This is a genomic window from Metallosphaera yellowstonensis MK1 (assembly GCF_000243315.1).
Classification (GTDB): domain Archaea; phylum Thermoproteota; class Thermoprotei_A; order Sulfolobales; family Sulfolobaceae; genus Metallosphaera; species Metallosphaera yellowstonensis.
Map to the genome: position 1 here is coordinate 839,496 of NZ_JH597761.1, position 16,550 is coordinate 856,045.

Annotated in this window: 20 protein-coding genes; 8 read left to right on the top strand and 12 right to left on the bottom strand. The window is 50.2% G+C overall.

What is annotated here, in order from left to right; translation table 11 throughout:
- Window positions 1-36: 36 nt before the first annotated feature.
- Window positions 37-1,146 (top strand): transposase, encoded by a 1,110-nt coding sequence (locus METMK1DRAFT_RS05125; protein ID WP_009071460.1) that lies wholly within the window; start codon window positions 37-39, stop codon window positions 1,144-1,146.
- Window positions 1,147-1,219: 73 nt separating this feature from the next.
- On the opposite strand, the gene METMK1DRAFT_RS05130 is transcribed toward METMK1DRAFT_RS05125, so the two are convergent.
- The 4 genes from METMK1DRAFT_RS05130 to METMK1DRAFT_RS05140 all read right to left on the bottom strand — a co-directional run bounded on the left by METMK1DRAFT_RS05130 (window position 1,220) and on the right by METMK1DRAFT_RS05140 (window position 3,034).
- On the bottom strand, window positions 1,220-1,744 hold the full coding sequence (locus METMK1DRAFT_RS05130) for a hypothetical protein (RefSeq protein WP_009071461.1): 525 nt from the start codon (window positions 1,742-1,744) through the stop codon (window positions 1,220-1,222).
- A gap of 23 nt (window positions 1,745-1,767) precedes the next feature.
- Window positions 1,768-2,370: a DUF1152 domain-containing protein gene (locus tag METMK1DRAFT_RS05135; RefSeq protein ID WP_009071462.1), complete on the bottom strand. Its 603-nt coding sequence runs from the start codon at window positions 2,368-2,370 to the stop codon at window positions 1,768-1,770.
- Complete coding sequence (locus METMK1DRAFT_RS16255) at window positions 2,346-2,546, bottom strand: hypothetical protein (protein WP_009071463.1); 201 nt, start codon at window positions 2,544-2,546, stop codon at window positions 2,346-2,348. Before METMK1DRAFT_RS16255 ends, METMK1DRAFT_RS05135 begins: the two co-directional genes overlap by 25 nt.
- 80 nt (window positions 2,547-2,626) lie before the next feature.
- Window positions 2,627-3,034, bottom strand: coding sequence for a DUF1152 domain-containing protein (locus tag METMK1DRAFT_RS05140; RefSeq protein WP_009071464.1), 408 nt, complete (start codon window positions 3,032-3,034; stop codon window positions 2,627-2,629).
- 137 nt (window positions 3,035-3,171) lie between these two features.
- Between METMK1DRAFT_RS05140 and METMK1DRAFT_RS05145 the strand changes: the two genes are divergently transcribed.
- On the top strand, window positions 3,172-3,714 hold the full coding sequence (locus tag METMK1DRAFT_RS05145) for a hypothetical protein (RefSeq protein WP_009071465.1): 543 nt from the start codon (window positions 3,172-3,174) through the stop codon (window positions 3,712-3,714).
- Window positions 3,693-4,007 carry a hypothetical protein gene (locus METMK1DRAFT_RS05150; protein WP_009071466.1) on the top strand — a complete coding sequence of 105 codons (315 nt, stop codon included), beginning with the start codon at window positions 3,693-3,695 and terminating at the stop codon, window positions 4,005-4,007. Before METMK1DRAFT_RS05145 ends, METMK1DRAFT_RS05150 begins: the two co-directional genes overlap by 22 nt.
- Here METMK1DRAFT_RS05150 and METMK1DRAFT_RS05155 read toward each other — a convergent pair.
- Both METMK1DRAFT_RS05155 and METMK1DRAFT_RS05160 read right to left on the bottom strand, forming a co-directional pair.
- Complete coding sequence (locus METMK1DRAFT_RS05155; RefSeq protein ID WP_009071467.1) at window positions 4,004-5,359, bottom strand: vWA domain-containing protein; 1,356 nt, start codon at window positions 5,357-5,359, stop codon at window positions 4,004-4,006. The two genes, METMK1DRAFT_RS05150 and METMK1DRAFT_RS05155, sit on opposite strands and share 4 nt — an antisense overlap.
- A complete protein-coding gene (locus METMK1DRAFT_RS05160) occupies window positions 5,356-6,501 on the bottom strand; it encodes an AAA family ATPase (protein WP_216586089.1) in 1,146 nt (381 codons plus the stop codon). Before METMK1DRAFT_RS05160 ends, METMK1DRAFT_RS05155 begins: the two co-directional genes overlap by 4 nt.
- 390 nt (window positions 6,502-6,891) lie before the next feature.
- Between METMK1DRAFT_RS05160 and METMK1DRAFT_RS05165 the strand changes: the two genes are divergently transcribed.
- Genes METMK1DRAFT_RS05165 through METMK1DRAFT_RS05185 form a run of 5 tightly spaced genes read left to right on the top strand, consistent with a single transcriptional unit; the run spans window position 6,892 to window position 11,447 of the window.
- On the top strand, window positions 6,892-7,359 hold the full coding sequence (locus METMK1DRAFT_RS05165) for a single stranded DNA-binding domain-containing protein (protein ID WP_009071469.1): 468 nt from the start codon (window positions 6,892-6,894) through the stop codon (window positions 7,357-7,359).
- A gap of 53 nt (window positions 7,360-7,412) precedes the next feature.
- On the top strand, window positions 7,413-7,694 hold the full coding sequence (locus METMK1DRAFT_RS05170) for a PqqD family protein (protein WP_009071470.1): 282 nt from the start codon (window positions 7,413-7,415) through the stop codon (window positions 7,692-7,694).
- Window positions 7,695-7,722: 28 nt separating this feature from the next.
- Window positions 7,723-9,369 carry a molybdopterin-binding protein gene (locus METMK1DRAFT_RS05175; RefSeq protein WP_009071471.1) on the top strand — a complete coding sequence of 549 codons (1,647 nt, stop codon included), beginning with the start codon at window positions 7,723-7,725 and terminating at the stop codon, window positions 9,367-9,369.
- Window positions 9,370-9,403: 34 nt separating this feature from the next.
- Window positions 9,404-10,339, top strand: a complete 936-nt coding sequence (locus METMK1DRAFT_RS05180; protein ID WP_009071472.1) for a homoserine kinase — start codon at window positions 9,404-9,406, stop codon at window positions 10,337-10,339.
- The gene (locus tag METMK1DRAFT_RS05185; protein ID WP_048087646.1) at window positions 10,323-11,447 is read left to right on the top strand and encodes an aminotransferase class I/II-fold pyridoxal phosphate-dependent enzyme; all 1,125 of its coding nucleotides are present in this window, start codon (window positions 10,323-10,325) and stop codon (window positions 11,445-11,447) included. The genes METMK1DRAFT_RS05180 and METMK1DRAFT_RS05185 overlap by 17 nt, the downstream gene beginning before the upstream one ends.
- Before the next feature lie 89 nt (window positions 11,448-11,536).
- Here METMK1DRAFT_RS05185 and METMK1DRAFT_RS05190 read toward each other — a convergent pair whose 3' ends face one another.
- The 6 genes from METMK1DRAFT_RS05190 to METMK1DRAFT_RS05215 are packed head-to-tail and all read right to left on the bottom strand — an operon-like array spanning window position 11,537 to window position 16,533.
- Window positions 11,537-11,881: a hypothetical protein gene (locus METMK1DRAFT_RS05190; RefSeq protein ID WP_009071474.1), complete on the bottom strand. Its 345-nt coding sequence runs from the start codon at window positions 11,879-11,881 to the stop codon at window positions 11,537-11,539.
- Window positions 11,878-12,750 (bottom strand): CoB--CoM heterodisulfide reductase iron-sulfur subunit B family protein, encoded by an 873-nt coding sequence (locus METMK1DRAFT_RS05195; RefSeq protein WP_009071475.1) that lies wholly within the window; start codon window positions 12,748-12,750, stop codon window positions 11,878-11,880. Before METMK1DRAFT_RS05195 ends, METMK1DRAFT_RS05190 begins: the two co-directional genes overlap by 4 nt.
- A 1-nt stretch (window position 12,751) precedes the next feature.
- The gene (locus METMK1DRAFT_RS05200; protein ID WP_009071476.1) at window positions 12,752-13,720 is read right to left on the bottom strand and encodes a succinate dehydrogenase/fumarate reductase iron-sulfur subunit; all 969 of its coding nucleotides are present in this window, start codon (window positions 13,718-13,720) and stop codon (window positions 12,752-12,754) included.
- 1 nt (window position 13,721) lies between these two features.
- Window positions 13,722-15,422, bottom strand: coding sequence for a succinate dehydrogenase flavoprotein subunit (locus METMK1DRAFT_RS05205; protein WP_009071477.1), 1,701 nt, complete (start codon window positions 15,420-15,422; stop codon window positions 13,722-13,724).
- A gap of 48 nt (window positions 15,423-15,470) precedes the next feature.
- A complete protein-coding gene (locus tag METMK1DRAFT_RS05210; protein WP_009071478.1) occupies window positions 15,471-16,259 on the bottom strand; it encodes an HAD-IIA family hydrolase in 789 nt (262 codons plus the stop codon).
- Window positions 16,243-16,533 carry a hypothetical protein gene (locus tag METMK1DRAFT_RS05215; RefSeq protein WP_009071479.1) on the bottom strand — a complete coding sequence of 97 codons (291 nt, stop codon included), beginning with the start codon at window positions 16,531-16,533 and terminating at the stop codon, window positions 16,243-16,245. Before METMK1DRAFT_RS05215 ends, METMK1DRAFT_RS05210 begins: the two co-directional genes overlap by 17 nt.
- Window positions 16,534-16,550: the final 17 nt, after the last annotated feature.

Consider the following 16,550-nt stretch of genomic DNA (forward strand, 5'->3'; position numbering starts at 1 on the left):
GAAGTTTTTAATTTTCGACGTCTTCCTGCTGAAAAGATGGCAAACCGGAAGGGACAGGTCGAACTGGCTAAGGAGGATCTGATCAAGGCGGTCAACCAGGTCCTGGGCATAGTGAGGAGGAACGGGAGGAGCAGGAAGGTCGGGTTGGCACTCGTCTTGATGGTCCTGCTAGGTGGGAGGGCCAGCGTGAGGAACGCTGTTGAGACGTTCGGGTTGGACTACGCAAACCTGCTGGAGGCGTTGGGAGAACTCGACGGCGCGTGGAGGGACTACCTGGAGGTCCTGTCGGGGCTGGTGAAGGGTCAGGTGGCCGTCATCATAGACGACACCGTGGACCACAAGGAGTACTCCAGGGGGAGGGACGTGAGCCCCCACGGGAACTACTGGATCTACTGCCACGCCCACGGGAGGTTCGAGAGGGGCGTGCAGCTCCTCACGGTCGCCATAGTGGACCTCTCCACGGGCAGGACGTTCATGATGGGAGCTTTCCCCTACGCCGTGAGGAAGATGTTGGACTTGGGGATGGTCACCGAGTTCAAGACCAAGATCGAGATGGCCAGGGAGATGTTGGACGTGCTCAAGGGGTACTTCCGCGTGTCCAGGGTCGTCTTCGACTCGTGGTACTGGTCAGAGAAGCTCGTGAAGGAGAACGTGGTGTCTGAGCTCAAGTCCAACCGGAGGCTCCTCAGGGTCGAGTCGGCCCAGGGGACCCTCGAGGAGGTGGAGGGGCACCTCCGAGTGGGAGACCTACCCCCCGGACTCTACTACGCCGACCTGACCCTGGGAGGCCGACCCATTACGGTAAAGTTGCTAGTCCGGGAATATAAACGTGACTCCGGGACACAGGCCAGGTGCCTCTACACGACCGACCTCTCGCTCAGCGAGGAGGAGATCGAGGAGGCCTGGAGGATGAGGTGGGAGATCGAGGAGCTCCACAGGGACGTCAAGGCCTTGGGACTGGAGGACTCCTCGTTCTGGAGGAGGGAGAGGCTCCAGGGCTACCTCGCGATCTTTACCATCATGACCAACGTCGTCAGGGAGCTGATAGGGGCTCTTAACCTGAGGAGCGTGGAGGCGTTCCTCAGGTTCGTTGAACGTCATTTAGGCGGATCGCCGGGGCTGATGAAAATCTTTAAGTTACGTTAAAGTCCCATAACTGCTGTGATCAGGAAAGACCATCATACCCCATTACTTGACAATAGATGAGTGTAAGATGTCTCTAGTAAAGAGATTCCGTTCTCAAAGGCGTGTCATGTAGGTATGCTTGAACCACCTTATCATAAAACATTACTATCTTCTTATTCTTTTCGTCCTCCATGAACCTCCTGAGGTCTTCTAACTTGTTATTTAGGGCAAGTTTGAAAAAGTTCAATAAGATCCTTTTGGGCTCGCTCAGGATCTCCTCGGTCAGAAGCAAACTAGGCCTAGGAGTCATGAGAAGAGTAAGGTGTGTGCCGTTGAGTCTTGCTATCATGGCCAGCTTGTAGGCACTGTACTCTTTCGTAGGTGATCTCTTGCTGGCCTTAACCTCAACGAAGTACTTGTTCCCGTCCCTCTCAGCTTCGAGGTCGTGGGTGGGGAGATCCACTGACCTTATGTTCACGAAGTTCATCGACTCTAGGACCATTCTCGCCCTGTACTCCATGGCAAACCCCATGATAATACCTCTGGCCCTGTTGATTGCGTACTCCAATTCCTCCTCAGTGAAACCGTACTGTTCCTTAAGGACCTGAAGGGTGTTCACAGTGAGTATGGTTCCTTCATTTGTTAAAAACGTTTCTGAACTCTCCTACTTCTCAACGATTTAACGACTTCAGGGGGTATTTCGGAGGCCTTCTCCCCGAACATGGCGTAGATGTCCCGCTCCAGGTCCAACTCGGTGTAGAGATTGAGCCTATTGAGGGAAGTGTCAGCTTCGTCAATCGAGTTGGACTCGTATACTGCCTTTGCCGTCATGGAGTCCCGTATGACAACTTCAGGATCTAGAGTAAAGGAAACGGCCTGCAGAGGAGATACGAACACCTTTGCCAATCCCTGCCTGATGGTGATCTCCCCGTATGTGCCCCTGAAAGCCAGAAGAGGGATCCTAGATGCCTCAGTATTAACGTTAGCGAGAACGTCTTCCAGTAGGAGTGCCATGTCCCTGTCCAGTCCTCCCACCTCCAATAAACCTCCCATGGAGGCTATCTTGCTGATCCTGGAAAGCAAGTAAGCTGGATCTAGTTCGCCATCAGCTCCTAAGCCTACTACCTGTAGGGAGGTGTTCAGTCCTTCCCTCTTCAGTCTGACTAGGGAGGCCAACGAGATCGAATCGGCCAAAGGACTACTCAGACCTTCCTCATCTCCTATTGCAAGTACGTGTTTACCCATGGTGTAACTTTTCCTTTTACTTCTAATTCCACCACGGGCACCCCTCTTAAGGGATCATACACACTCACCCTTAACTCATTGGGGCTGGTCGAGGGAAACACCGCTACCCTCCCATCCACACTTTTATCACTCCCCAAACCTCGTGAGCAGTGCCCGTCATCAGTTAGGGGGATCATCAATAAAAACTACTTCGGTGATACTATATAAACACAACTTGTCAAAACGATATTTAGAAGTGATTAAAAATAACGAGTAGTTACGTAGAAGCGTTACAGTCTCCCCCAGCGTCGACACCTATTATGGCGTCCAAACTGTGACTTTGGGAAATTTCCCTTAGTGCAGTGAAAAGACCTTTAGATCCACCCTCGAGACAAAGGGAGAAGAGCTTTGTCCCAAGAGCCTTGGCGACCCTAACTATTTGTGGTATTATAAGCCGACCTCCTCTTACCGCGTAACTCTTCTCATTCACTAAAGAGACCCACCTATTTATAACCTCCACTTCCCTCCAGGAGTCGTTACATATGGGTCCTGGAATGGAGTCCTCAACTCTCCTCTCCCAAACTACGCTTCCCAGATAAACTACGTGACCTCTCCGGGCCAATTGTCGATAGGGGATCAACGCTGAGACTACATCTCCCCCTCCACCAAATATGAAGACATTCATTAGTTTCCTTAAAATCGATTTTCCTCTTTATACCTTCCACTGAACTTCCTGGCTAAGCGATCTAAGTCAGTGGGTTCTGAACTAGGACGGGAGGTATTATACGTTCATCACTTTAAACGTGTGGAGTCTAGAACAACATGATTAAGTGGGTAGGATTGAGCATAGATATTGAGAACAGGAGTAACCTGACCTCAGAGTTTGAAGCCGGAGCAGGAGAAGCCGCAGCCCATATAATGGCCGCTGCTTCGATAATCAAGGGGCTGGGTGAGTGGTCCCTTCAAGTCTCAGAGACCGTCAGGAAATACGTGGATAATTGGATCTTGACGCTGGTTCCATTGACGTACGTGCCTGGGATGGCGGAGGCGGTAGGCTCGAGGCTGAAGAGGCCTATATTTGATATCTTTGACGAGGTGGGTGAAGAGGAACTGGCAACCACCCTTGAACTGGTGACCGAAGTGAAGAGGAGTCTAGACGAGGGAAACGTACCCTATAACTTCCCCGAGATGGAGGTGAGGGTCGAGAGGGTTATGAGGGCTCTGGGTCTCGACGTTAATGAGTTCGGCGGTTTCCTGGAAGCCAGCGGAATAATCATTAAGATGCAACGCATGGTAACTCTCTTCGCAATTGTGGTGGGAATCTCCTCGGTATGGGATAGACAATGGATAGCGGAGTCTCAATAACCGCGGATAAGCTCGTGGAGTTGGCCGCGAAGAGGGCCTCGCGTATTCAGGTTAAAGAGGATGAGTTTATCAGGGTCATGGGATTCTCAGGGAAGGATATGGGGAAAAGAGTAGTCGATAGAGTAAGTTTCTGGATTGTGACACAGGAGAACTCTCTCCTGTATTGCAGGCTCTGTGGAAAGGGCCCTTTCACGAAAAGGGGCACCTTCCTTCACCTCACAAGGATACATCGTTCCGAGATAAAGCTCATGCTCGAAGAGGAGCTCAGAAAAGAGATAAAATCCGTTCTCTAAGACTCGACTACTCTCAGTAGATCGTTTTGGTCTAACTTGTAAACAACCAAGTATGTGTCTGATACCCTCCTCAGATCGGAGTTGTCTCCCCTTATCATGACGCTGACCAATGTTGCGTTAGCCTCCCTTAGCGATCTCCTGACCGTGGTCTCAGCTATCTTGTCCTCACCGTCAGTTAGGATTATGACTTCACTTACACCCTTTACGTGCCCGTCCTTAATATCGTCACACGCAGACATCACAGACCTCGATATGTCAGTACCTCCGCCTCCCCTTATCTTTCCTATGTATTCCACCATCTTAAGGACGTCCTTGCTTTTGGCGTTCTTTATGACCTTGATGAGGGGGTAGGGAATGTTGTCGAAGAACCTTAAGTAGAAGTCCCTGTTCTCTCTTCTCGCCCTGCTATAGAGGGCAAGTGCGACTGCCTTCGCCCAGAGGATCTTCTCACCGTCCATACTACCCGATTTGTCCAAGAGTAGATATATGGGTCCTAAAGTCTCCTTAATCTGCTTCTGGTATAAGAGAAGCTGGCTCTCAGCTAACTTCACATAGAACAGCTCCTCAGGTAGAGCCAGCTCCGACGGAACGATACGCTCTAGATCAGAGCCCTCTTCATACCCGTAGAGCTCCCCCCTGGAATACCTGGCGGTCTTCTTCTTCGAGAAACTACCTAACCTAGGTATTCCACTCAGGAATTCTAAGATCTTCCTTACCTCGGTATTCCTCGCCAGCCTTAATACCTCATGAACGTCGCCCTCGAATGTCATCACGGATCCTGTGCCCGCACCGTTACCTCCCACTATCCTCTGCATACTCCTGACAGAGTTAGCGTCCTCCGTCGCCTTGGCCATGGCCTTCTCGTGCACCTGTTTCATTAGTTTGTTCATAGCCTGATTCTCCTGTTGCTGGCTCTCGTTTCTCCTTCCCTCTCTTCCTGAGCTACCCCTCATGATTCCGTTCAAGATTTGCTCCGCCGCCTCCCTTTCCTCCTGAGATTGAGATGTTCTCCTTATCCTCTCCAGCTCCTCAATCAGGTTCTGGACGTAGCTCACCGAGAGTGCCATACTGACTGCCGAGTTGGCTACAGAGTAATTCCTATTCCTGTTCACTATCTCTGACGACATGGTCATGTCCACTAAGGAGTACTTTATGTTATCGCTGGGATCTATCTCAGCTTTAGATTTTGGAATAGGAAGGGGAAGATAATGAACGTAATAAGTGTCAATGAGGAAGTTGGGATCTATATTGGTGTCTCTCCCAGATACCTTCTTCAGTGTATGAAGTATTCTCTCTCCCCTGTACTTCACGATCGGGCTATCATAATCCACCCCTCTGAGGAGCCCGCTCATGTGTAGATCCCCAGCTTCCTGCCCACCTTCTCCACTAGCTTATCGATCTCAGAACCTACCTCCCTAGAAAACTCTTCCACCTTCTCGTCCCCGCTCTCTTTGCCTAGGGAGATTACCCTATCCTTAGTGGCCCTCAGACTCCTAATAAGGTCGATGAGCCTCGGATCCGACTCTGAAGCTGCTTCCACATATTTGCCGGCCTCCCTTATGTTGTTGTAGATCTCGTTGAGTTCCCTCATGTACTTTATGGGCGTCTTCAGTTCCTCCGAAAGAAGAGCTGACACTTTCTCGAAGTCGTCTATTTCCTTAGGGGCTATGTACTTTAGCACTATAAGGTCCTCCTCTGTCGCCTTAGTCCTAGCGTTAAGGAGGGCATGTGCAGAGACTATCTTTAGCACTTTCCCTTTCCTTCTATCCGTTAAGTGTACCCCCTTCTCCTCCAGCATGGCGTAAAGTTTCAGGAGCTTCCCCTTGATCTGACTCAAATCTACCTCGGGCAACATGGAGTATATCCTGTCCAAATCCTGAACTGACATTATGGGTTCTCTCACCTTCCACCTCTCCGTGAACTCGATCTCCCAAGAGGATTCTATCAGATCCTTCCACATGTCTTCTCCCACCGGCTTTGCGTAGTGCCTCAGGAGTAGCCTATCGTAAAGGGCCTCTAGTTCAGGCTCGTCTGGTACCCTGTTGCTCGCGGATATGAGTGTCCTGAGGGGAACCTTTATTACGTTATAACCATCATAAAGCACTCTCTCGTTGAGTAGCGAGAGGAGCGCGTTGAGTATCGCTGAGTTGGCGTTGAATATCTCATCAAGGAAGGCAAGTTCACTCTCGGGCAATCTGTCCTTTGTTATCCTTTTATATATCCCCTGTTTCAAGGCGTTCACATCTAGAGCTCCGAAGAGCTCTGCAGGTTCAGTGTATTTCGTGAGGAGATACATGAAGAACTTTGCGTTCAAGAGCTCCGCTGCCCTACGTGCTAGGGCCGACTTTGCTGTACCTGGCTCCCCTATGAGCACGACGTGTTCCTTAGTAAGGAGAGCCAAAGTGAGGACCTTTGCCTCTTCTTCCCTCCCCACGAAAGGTGCGTAAAGATCCTCGAGGAACTTTTTGGGGAGCTCAAGGAGCCTATTACTCACTATTTCTCCCAATTATGACTATACTCTGGTAGCTTATAAACAGAGGTTAAGAGTCGTTAACCCACGATGATGGTAACGTGCCGACGTTCGCCGTCAAGGTCAAACTCCGAGTCCTCAGCTCGAATCGCTGGAGCTCGTAACGTATTAAGGAGATCGAAGCGTTATGTGTCATAGAAGACGTAACTTTTTCTGTCAAGGTGAACTACCCTTACGGATGGGGTCTTCTGCCCCCAAACCCTGATAACACAAAGTGATCTTTGTATAGCCGTCATATGCGATGATACTAGTACCTAACTAGGCTGTAATCAAGAGGGTCGCATATGTTACCAACTAATTTAAATACCAGTCCTTTCAAAATAAAACCTAACAAATACGTGTGAGTCGAGATACATGGAAGAGAAGATAGGTAATCTGAAGGGCGGTATGGAAAATATAGAAGTAACCGCCCGAGTTCTCGAGGTAGGAGAACAAAAGGTCGTTCAGACCAAGAATGGGCCTAGAACAATCAGAGAAGTCATGGTTGGGGACGATACCGGAAGAGTTAAGCTGACGTTGTGGGGAAGCCAAGGCGATACCGTAAAGGAGGGTCAAGTCATTAAAGTTGAGAACGCCTGGACCACGGTTTTTAAGGGCCAGGTACAACTGAACGCAGGAAGTAGATCCAAGATCAGTGAGGCAAGCGAGGCCTCAGTCCCAGAGGCAGACCAAGTGCCGGAGACGAGTCCCACCGACGACTCTCCTCCACAAAGAAGGGGTTTCAGAGGAAGAGGCAGAAGGAACTACGGGGGAGGTGGATACGGTAACTTCGGCGGTGGTTATAGGAGAAGGCCCAGAGAAGAAGGAGAGGAAGAGGAGTGAATGAAGAGGGAGATCAAGGAGGACAAGGCCCCGAACAAGGATTCGAGTCTACCATGTCATACGACGACATAAAGGATAGGAAGCCTAGAAGGGAAGGAGAATACGTAGACAAGAGCGAAGATGGAGAGAAGTATATCATCAAGTTGTCTGACGACAAGATATATGAGGTCGCTGCTGTAGCCTACTATATCTGGGCAATGTGCGATGGAGATAGGACGGTGGGACAGATCATCCAAGAAATTAGCAAAGAGGCTCAGATAGAGGAGGAGCAAATCAGGGGGCCTATCGTAGCGGTCTTAGAACAGTTGCAACAGGCTGCCCTAATATCCATTTAAAAGTTCGTTTTGCACTTTTTCCTTTGTAATGAGGACTTTTGTACCTGAGGAGAACCTTCCCACTATTGGGGATGCTCTAAGGAAGTTCATGGATCGTCTTCCTCCTAGGAAGGAAGAAGTAGAAGTGGGTTTACTGAGGGCCGTGGGAAAGGTAGCCTCTAGGCCAGTGAAGTCTCCTGTCGACAACCCCCCCTTTGCCAGATCCCTTGTTGACGGTTTCGCCTTGATGTCCTCGTCGACGCCCGGAAAGTTGAGGATCGTAGGCAAGATCTCCATAGGTGAATGGAAAGACCTGGTAGTGGGCGAGGGAGAAGCGGTTGAGGTCGACACTGGGTCACTACTGCCTCAAGGTGCTGACAGTGTAGTGAAGGTTGAACACGTGACTAGGGAGGAAGATCGAATAGTAGTGAATAGGGTAGTACGATTTGGATCCAACGTGGCGTGGCCTGGTAGCGACGTACCTAAGGGGACTGAGTTGTTGTCCCAAGGGCAGGTCATTTCACCTGAAGACGTAGGAGCGTTGGCGTCTGTGGGAATATCCAAGGTAAGGGTTTACGCTAAGCCCAAAGTTTACGTAATTGCTACTGGAGATGAGTTGGTAGAGCCGGGTTCAGAGTTACCGCCTGGGAAGATATATGAAAGTAACATCCAGTTCCTGAGGACCAGGCTCGAGGAACAGGGATATGAAGTGGTGGGAGCAGAGCTTCTGCCTGACGAGAAGGATAAGATCGAGGAGACACTTTTGGAGGCTACGAATAAAGCCGACGTAATAATAACCACTGGAGGAACCAGTGCAGGAGAGAAGGATTACGTCCACCAAGTCCTGAGGGAGAAGGGGGAGTTAATAATTCATGGAGTGAACTTCAAGCCCGGAAAACCCACCATCTTGGCCGTCCTTAACGGAAAGCCCGTTTTCGGACTGTCGGGAAACGTTGTGGCTACCGTCATGATATTTGATTCAATAGTGATGAGTTACCTTAAGGCTATGGACGGCACCAGTGAGGCAATGAGAACTCCCACAAGAGGAAAGATACAGGCAACCACCATACTTCCACTCGTAGCTGACAGACACAGGACTACTAGTCTGCCGGTCTATGTCTTAAAGAGGGGGGACGATTTTTATGTCATCCCAATTCCCTTCGAAAGTTATATGATAGGAACCTTCTCCCTCTCAGACGGATACGTGACGTTGCCTCCCAATACCAAGGTTAAGGAGGGTGAGAGGGTAGAAGTGACCATTAAGGCCCTGGATAGGAGACAAGTCATAATAGGAGAGGACGATGCTCGATGGAGAGACGTCCCTGGAAGGAAGATACTGCTTGGAACAGTGCCTGCGTGTCAGGCCCTTAAGTACGGTGTCGGTGACGTTCTCCTGGTCAGTACCCTGCTATGCGACAATGTGGAGGGGGAGGACGTGGAGAGATGGATCTTAGTTAATGGGAAAGGCCCCAAGATAGGTTACGAAGAGTGGGTTGGGCTCTCCTCACTGGTGAGGAACCCATCTGTAAGGCTGAAGTCTCCCTCCACTGCCTCGATTTTCGTAGGTAGGGCGGAAGTGGTTGCCCCAGAGGGATTCATACATGGGAGACGGCTCACAAAGGAGAGACTAAAACTGGTGATAAGGGACGAAAAAATGAAATTCTTGAAAGGAATATTTTCTGAAGGTCAAACCTAGCAAAGCCTTTTACCTCACGCAGAAGTTTAACGCTATGTCCTCAGTGGTTGCAAGGGCTTACTCCTCCTCCGCTAACCTAGGGGCAGGTTTCGATATTCTCTCTTTGGCACATAAAGCGTACCATGATGAAGTGGAGGCGGAGATAGTTAATAACGAGGGAAGGGGAGTCCTAATAGAGACGTCGGACGGTATTCCAAAAGAAACCCATAGGAACTCTGCAGGGGCAGCAGTACTGTCTATGCTCGAGGACCTGGGCCTCAAAGTCACTGTCAGACTTAAGGTTAAGAAAGGAGTTCCCTTCGGGTTAGGGTTGGGGAGTAGTGGGGCCTCGGCCTCAGCAGCAGTCAGTGCAGTCAATGAATTGCTAGGGTTGGGTTTGAGAAGGGAAGACCTAGTCAAATACGCCATGCTAGGAGAGGGAGCAGTGAGCGGTTCCCCTCATCCCGATAACGTAGCTGCCAGCCTTTTTGGTGGAGTGGTAGCCGTGGTCTCAACGTCTCCCATTAGGGTGGCTCAGATCCCAGTTAGGGTTGCCTTCAATCTTCTCCTAATAATTCCGAGGGTGAAGCCCATGGAAGGAAAGACCAGGAAGGCCAGAGAGCTCGTTCCCAATAGGGTGAACCTCAGCGATGCCGTGCAAAATGCTAGATTCATATCATCTCTGATCCTAGGCCTTGAAAGTGGAAACCGAGAACTCATAAGGTTAGGGCTTAACGACGAGATAGTGGAGAAGGCAAGGACCCCCATGTATCCCCACTATCCTGAGGTCAAGAAAGTGGCACTGGAGAGCGACGCCATAGGAGTCTGTGTGAGTGGAGCCGGTCCCTCCGTTCTGGTCTTCTATGATAAATATACTGACATCATGGGATTGAAGGACAGGGCAGACAATGTATGCAAGAAGAACGGTTTCGCTTGTGACTTCATCGAGACTGAGCTTGCAGGAGGTGTTCAGATTGAGAGAATCAACTAAGTCCGTCAGAGAGTCCATAGATCCAACGACTGGAGCAATAACAACTCCAATATATCAGACTACCGCCTTCTTATACCCAGAGGGAGAGAGATATAGATATTCCAGAGAGATCAATCCGACTGTCCTAGAACTGGCCAAGAAGATAGCTGAACTGGAGGGAGCAGAAGCAGGATTAGCGTTTTCCTCGGGGATGGGAGCCATATCTACGTCTCTTCTCACCCTGTCAAGGCCAGGGAGCAAGATCCTCGTTCATGTAGATATGTTCGGTAGGAGCGTCAGATTCGTTAAGGATTATTTGTCCAGTTGGGGAGTGAAGGTGAGCGTTGCCCCTGCAGACAATGAATCCATGATCGAGATGGCGAAGGACAAGCACGACATAGTTTTTGTGGAAAGCATAACTAACCCTCTAGTGAGGGTGGTGGACTTGGAGGAGCTTGGCAAGACGTGTAAGGACTTGGGATCTACCCTCATAGTAGACTCGACTTTCGCTACGCCGATCAATCAAAAGCCGCTGGAGTTCGGGGCCAAACTAGTGATCCACAGTGCCTCCAAGTTCATCGCAGGACACAACGACGTGATAACAGGTCTCTTGGCAGGTGATGGAAACTTAGTTAAGGCTATAGATCAGATGAGGAGGACCTTAGGAACCTCCCTGGACCCTCACCCGGCCTTTCTCGTGATTAGGGGCATGAAGACGCTGAAGATCAGAATGGACGTGATAAACAGGAACGCCATGGCCATAGCTGAGTTTCTCGAGTCTCACCCTAAGGTTCAGAGGGTCTACTATCCTGGGCTAAAGAGCCACGAGACGCATGAGGTTGCCACCAGGGTTCTGAAGGGTTATGGGGGTGTAGTCAGCTTTGAGGTCAGAGGGGGTACAGAGGCCGCGGTAAAGGTTATGAAGTCCACTTCGGTAATAATTCCGGCTCAGAGCCTAGGTGGAGTTAACTCGTTGATATCCCACCCACCCACCATGAGCCATAGGACTCTATCGCCTGAGGAGAGGAAGGCCTCTGGTATAACAGATGGTCTCCTTAGACTGTCAGTTGGTATTGAGGACGTAGAGGACCTAGTGGAGGACTTGGACAGGGCACTCTCCAAGATCTAAAAATTTTTAAGTTGACGGAAACAGGAAAGTCAGCCATACCTAGCCTACAGCCATGGAACCATGGCAGAGTGAAGCTAGGGCCTCCTCTCCTATTTCCTTTCACCCTTGACTTTCTCGAGGTAGTCCCTAAGGGTCTTGAAGTCTTGCTCTAACCACTCCTCTTCCTCCTTGATCCACATCACTCCACCGGCTGCATCTACTACCTCCCCCTTAAGCTTCATATCCTTTAGCCTCTCTTTCCAGTTAAAGGGTATCTTAGAGATGACCAATACGTAAAGGTCGCCATCATTTCTCAGGTGGAACTTTCCCCAGAAGACGTCTGAGACCCTATACTCTGCTTCCTTGGCGAACGGATCCCTTCCAGGTCGTTCGTAAACCTCTCTCCACTCCTTGACCTCAATTCCGAGTTCCCTAAGCTTCTCCAGAGAGATCAAGTTATCCCCCTCTCCTCCAGGGCCTTCAATGCTATCCTGCTCAACCCAAGTTCCTTAGGACTTATCCCGAAGGCTATGGCCAACAGTTGAGTGACATAGATGGTAGGCATAGTCCATCCAGTCTTGAACTCCTCCATGACCTTAAACTGCGTTACGTCCATCTGAAGATGGCAAAGACTGCAGGGATGAACCACCAAGTCCGCTCCAGCCGATCTAGCTGAGGATAAGACGTTGTATGCCAGCTTCAGCCCTCCCTTAGGGTTACTACCCATTAGAGGAAAACCGCAACAGGAGGTGGACATGGGAAACCTCACCGGAGTTGCTCCAGTGGCTGATATCAGGTCCTCGAGGCTGTGAGGATTATAAGCTGGCTCGAAGCCCATTATCTGCTCTGGCCTCAGCATTTGACAACCATAGTACGCTCCTACCTTGAGGTTGGTCAGAGGTCTCTTGACCATGGACTTTATCCTCTCGACTCCTACGTCTCTCACCAATACCCAGACTATGTGCTCAGCGTCCACTGTACCGTTATACTGAAGTGAAGCTGATTGAAGTCTCTGGGTTACCTCCTTCCTGATCTCCTTATCTTCGCTGAATTTTGCAGTTGCTAACCTGTGACTGTTAAGACAGACACTACAAGGGGTTGCCATCTTCTTCAGTCCCATCTTCTCGACCTTAGAGAGGTTCCTCAGGTTGAGTGCTACGTGGGCCCTCTCATCATACTCGTCCAGAAACCCACCGCCGCAGCAGTTCCAATCTTCTACCTCCACCAACTCCAGTCCCAACAGTTCTGCCACCTTCTTGGTCGCTATATCAACGTCCTTGGAGAGGCCGTGAGTTGCACATCCTGGATAGTAAGCTACTTTCATCTCAATCACCCAGGAGCTTCCTTATCTGTTCTATCTCATTTACCTTCTTCTCCCTTATTAGCGCGTACTTCATCTTCCCATTTCTCATGGTGTGAAGCATGTCTGTAATGGCTGTGGCAAGACCATACGTGGATATGTATACCTTGGCCTCCTGTAGTATCCCGGTCTCCTTGATGCTCTCATATATTGCTTTAACGTGTCTCTCTCCTGTACTCATCACATCTGTCTTCTCCTTGGAGAACTTCGTGTGAGCCCTGGTCTTCTTTATTGTGGTCACGGGCTCTACGTCCCTTGGGCAGACGTGGAAGCATTGATAGCAGTAAGTACATCTCCAGGAGCTGTCCAGAAGGATCTTTAGTCTCTCCTCATACAATGTGTCCCTTGGGTCCGCCAAGAACCTGTAACCTTTAGCGTGAGCTGCTGGTCCTAAGAATCTCTCATCCTCCTTCACAGCCGGACAGGCCGAAACGCATAGACCACACCATATACACTGGGCGAACTTCCATAACTCCCTTTGATCCTCTGGCTTCAGCCTCTGCTCTGCAACTCCTTTGACGACCTCCTCTGCTGGATATAGCCTGGGCTTGACCTTGAACATGCGTGTGTAGAAATCCCCCATGTCCACAATGAGGTCCTTCAAGGGTTTGAAGTAGTCCATGGGCTCTAGGGTTATGACGTCGGTGTTGAATTTCTTTACAACGTCTAGGGCTAAGGTCTTACACGCAAGCCTGGGCTCTCCGTTAATCTTCATGGAACAACTACCACACACAGCCATATGACACGATGCCCTGTAGGCTAACGTTGGATCCTGCTCCGTCTTTATCCGTCTAAGTACTTCGGTGATCTGAGTGAACCTATCCACGGAGAGCTTATACTCGCTCCAGAACTCTCCCTTGTCCTCGTTAAACCTTTTGACCCTTACCGTTATTTCCCTCTGCTCCAGGTTCGTAGCCAAGGTTTGAGCCTCCATCTTAATACACCCTTGCCTCCGGCTTCCATTTGGTCATCCTTACCGGTTTGAAACCTATTTCCACTTGATTACCTTTCAGGTAAGCTAAGGTATGCTTCAACCAGTTCTTGTCGTCTCTCTCAGGAAAATCTGTTCTGAAGTGAGCCCCCCTAGATTCCGTCCTCATGAGGGCTGACTTAGCTATGACTACGGCTAAATCCAGCATGTTCCTGAGTTCCAGGGCGTTATAGAACTCAGTGTTGTATGTCTTGCCCTTATCGGTCACGTACATCTCCCTAACTTGTCCCCTTAGTTTCTCTATTTCTGTCAATGCACTCTTCAACATATCCTCATCCCTGAATATTCCCACCTTGTCCCACATGACTCCTCTCAGTTTGTTCAGGACTTCCCCGAAGTGAACTCCACTCTCGCTCTTGACAAAGGAATAAGCCTCACTGAGTAACCTCTCTGCCTCCTTGTCCAAGGAGGGAGAGGAGACCTCTTCATGTTTTCTGAGGTACTCCACTACGGTTTTACCGGTCTCCCTGCCGAACACCAGAGTCTCTAGCAGGGAGTTTGAGCCCAGTCTGTTAGCCCCGTGTACGGAAACACAAGCTGCCTCTCCTGCTGCAAAGAGGCCCTGAAGGTCGGTATTGATCCCATTGGTATCCACGTCTATACCCCCCATGTAATAGTGTTGTGCTGGCCTCACCGGTATAGGCTCCTTGGTTGCATCCACTCCAGCAAAGTTCATTGCTGCCTCGTAGGCTAGGGCCAGCCTCTCCTTTATGTAGGACTCCCCCAGATGTGTCAGATCCAATCCGACATAACCACCGGGAAATCCTCTCCCTTCCCTTATCTCAATCATGATGGATCTGGAGGCAATGTCTCTGGGTGCAAGATCCAACTTCTTGGGAGCGTATTTTGCCATAAATCTCTCTCCCTTGTTGTTCCTCAATATTCCTCCCTCACCCCTGGCAGCCTCACTTATTAGGATGTCCGACGGGTAGAGGGCCGTAGGGTGGAACTGAACGAACTCAGGATCCTTTATTGCGGCACCTGCCCTCAAGGCCATACCATATCCGTCACCCGTGTTTATGTAGGCGTTAGTGGTATGAGCGTAAAGCATTCCCATCCCACCGGTAGCTGCTACTACCGCCCTAGCCTTGAAGAAGGCTGGATCCATGTTTTTCATGTCTAAGGCCAGCACTCCAGTTACCCTTCTCTCATCTGTCACCAGATCCACTGCGAACCACTCATTGTAGAAGTCCACATCTAAGCCTGAGACCCTTTCGAAGAGCGTGTGAAGGAGTGCCATCCCAGTCTTATCCCCAACAAACCTCGTTCTGGGGTAGGTTTGGCCTCCGAAGTACCTCAGGGCAACCCTGCCGTCTGGTTGCCTATTAAATAATGTCCCCCACCTCTCCATCAAATCCACTATCTCCCCAGATTTGACTGAAAGCAGCTCCGCCGCGTCCTGATCTACCAGATAATCTCCGCCCTTAACTGTGTCGTAGGTCATGTAATCTGGGTCATCGTTGGGATCGGAGTTGCCAGGCACGTAAGCAGCTATCCCTCCCTCGGCGGAGCTAGAGTGCGACCTCGTTGGGAATACCTTAGAGACCACCGCGACCTTAAAACCTGCAGTGGCGATCTCGTGCGCAGCCATGAGTCCCGCGAGTCCTCCCCCGAGCACTACTGCGTCATAATGGAGTTTATCCATACAAAAAACGTAACTGGTGCAATTATAAGAATTGCTTAACTTCCCTCTTCACAGGATCTCAGATAGCGTTCTCACGGCGTATTTAGGCCTTATCCCTGTAGCTTCTATGTCTTGAAGCGAGGAGATCCCTGTTAGAACTAAGACAGTGTCTGCACCCATTTCGTTCCCCATCTTCACGTCCGTCTCCAGCTGATCCCCTATCACGACTACTTTGTTTAGATCCTTTAGCTCAGCCATCTCCATGGCCACCTGGATGATCCACTTATTAGGTTTACCTGCAACGAAGTCCGGCTCTCGCCTTAGGGAGTAGATGATAGCCATGGCTAACGCCCCAGCTCCCAGTCTCAACCCGTCACGGGAAGGCCAGAGTCTATCCATGTTAGTCACCACAAATTTGGAACCCTTCGATATACATCTCATACCAACGGAGAGTTTGTCGTAGGTGGCCAGCCTGTCTAGTCCAAGTACTACTGCACCTGGTACCTCCCTCTCCGCCTCAGAACTTGTTAATACCTCGAATCCTTGGGATTTCAACTCCTCGACTAGCCCTTCCTCTCCTATGACGAAGACCCTCCGAAAGTCCCACGTCCTCCTCATGTAGAGGGCGGCGGCGAGGCCACTGGTGATTATTCTTCCAGGGCTCACTGGCAACCCGAGGTAGCTGAGTTGCCTGGATAGGAGGATTCTACTGAACCCAGAGTTATTGCTCACCAGGATAACGGTCTTCCCCTCGACCATCAACTGTCTGAGGGCGAATATGTTCTCCCAAATTGGTTCTCCTTCCCTTATTATTACTCCATCAACGTCGCTTATTATCAGTTCATAATCCCTCAGCAACTCCTATCGCCTCCATTTTCTTACGAATTACCTCCAGGAAGGGCCCTCTTCCCAGATCGTAGGCAAACAGTCCCGAGGGATTATAGAGAGCGTTGAGACAGTCCCATTTTCCAGGGAACGGCCTCATCACTTTAACGTAATCCACTCTCCCTCGGAAGTGAAATATCAGGAAATCTCCTAACCCGCTTAAGCTTACGTAAAACATAGAACACTCGCCCAGATCGTTTCTGACCACCTTCTCGGGCTTGAGAGATGACCAATCTAGTTCGGTCATTTTTTTATCCGCCCCAC

Excerpts from the sequence above, each read along its gene's own strand:
- METMK1DRAFT_RS05215 (WP_009071479.1), bottom strand. The coding sequence starts at position 16,533 with ATGACCGAACTAGATTGGTCATCTCTCAAGCCCGAGAAGGTGGTCAGA.
- METMK1DRAFT_RS05195 (WP_009071475.1), bottom strand. The coding sequence starts at position 12,750 with ATGAAAGTAGCTTACTATCCAGGATGTGCAACTCACGGCCTCTCCAAG.
- METMK1DRAFT_RS16255 (WP_009071463.1), bottom strand. The coding sequence starts at position 2,546 with ATGATCCCCCTAACTGATGACGGGCACTGCTCACGAGGTTTGGGGAGT.
- METMK1DRAFT_RS05170 (WP_009071470.1), top strand. The coding sequence starts at position 7,413 with ATGTCATACGACGACATAAAGGATAGGAAGCCTAGAAGGGAAGGAGAA.
- METMK1DRAFT_RS05135 (WP_009071462.1), bottom strand. The coding sequence starts at position 2,370 with ATGGGTAAACACGTACTTGCAATAGGAGATGAGGAAGGTCTGAGTAGT.
- METMK1DRAFT_RS05180 (WP_009071472.1), top strand. The coding sequence starts at position 9,404 with ATGTCCTCAGTGGTTGCAAGGGCTTACTCCTCCTCCGCTAACCTAGGG.
- METMK1DRAFT_RS05125 (WP_009071460.1), top strand. The coding sequence starts at position 37 with ATGGCAAACCGGAAGGGACAGGTCGAACTGGCTAAGGAGGATCTGATC.
- METMK1DRAFT_RS05205 (WP_009071477.1), bottom strand. The coding sequence starts at position 15,422 with ATGGATAAACTCCATTATGACGCAGTAGTGCTCGGGGGAGGACTCGCG.
- METMK1DRAFT_RS05140 (WP_009071464.1), bottom strand. The coding sequence starts at position 3,034 with ATGAATGTCTTCATATTTGGTGGAGGGGGAGATGTAGTCTCAGCGTTG.
- METMK1DRAFT_RS05175 (WP_009071471.1), top strand. The coding sequence starts at position 7,723 with ATGAGGACTTTTGTACCTGAGGAGAACCTTCCCACTATTGGGGATGCT.
- METMK1DRAFT_RS05155 (WP_009071467.1), bottom strand. The coding sequence starts at position 5,359 with ATGAGCGGGCTCCTCAGAGGGGTGGATTATGATAGCCCGATCGTGAAG.
- METMK1DRAFT_RS05165 (WP_009071469.1), top strand. The coding sequence starts at position 6,892 with ATGGAAGAGAAGATAGGTAATCTGAAGGGCGGTATGGAAAATATAGAA.
- METMK1DRAFT_RS05150 (WP_009071466.1), top strand. The coding sequence starts at position 3,693 with ATGGATAGCGGAGTCTCAATAACCGCGGATAAGCTCGTGGAGTTGGCC.
- METMK1DRAFT_RS05200 (WP_009071476.1), bottom strand. The coding sequence starts at position 13,720 with ATGGAGGCTCAAACCTTGGCTACGAACCTGGAGCAGAGGGAAATAACG.
- METMK1DRAFT_RS05145 (WP_009071465.1), top strand. The coding sequence starts at position 3,172 with ATGATTAAGTGGGTAGGATTGAGCATAGATATTGAGAACAGGAGTAAC.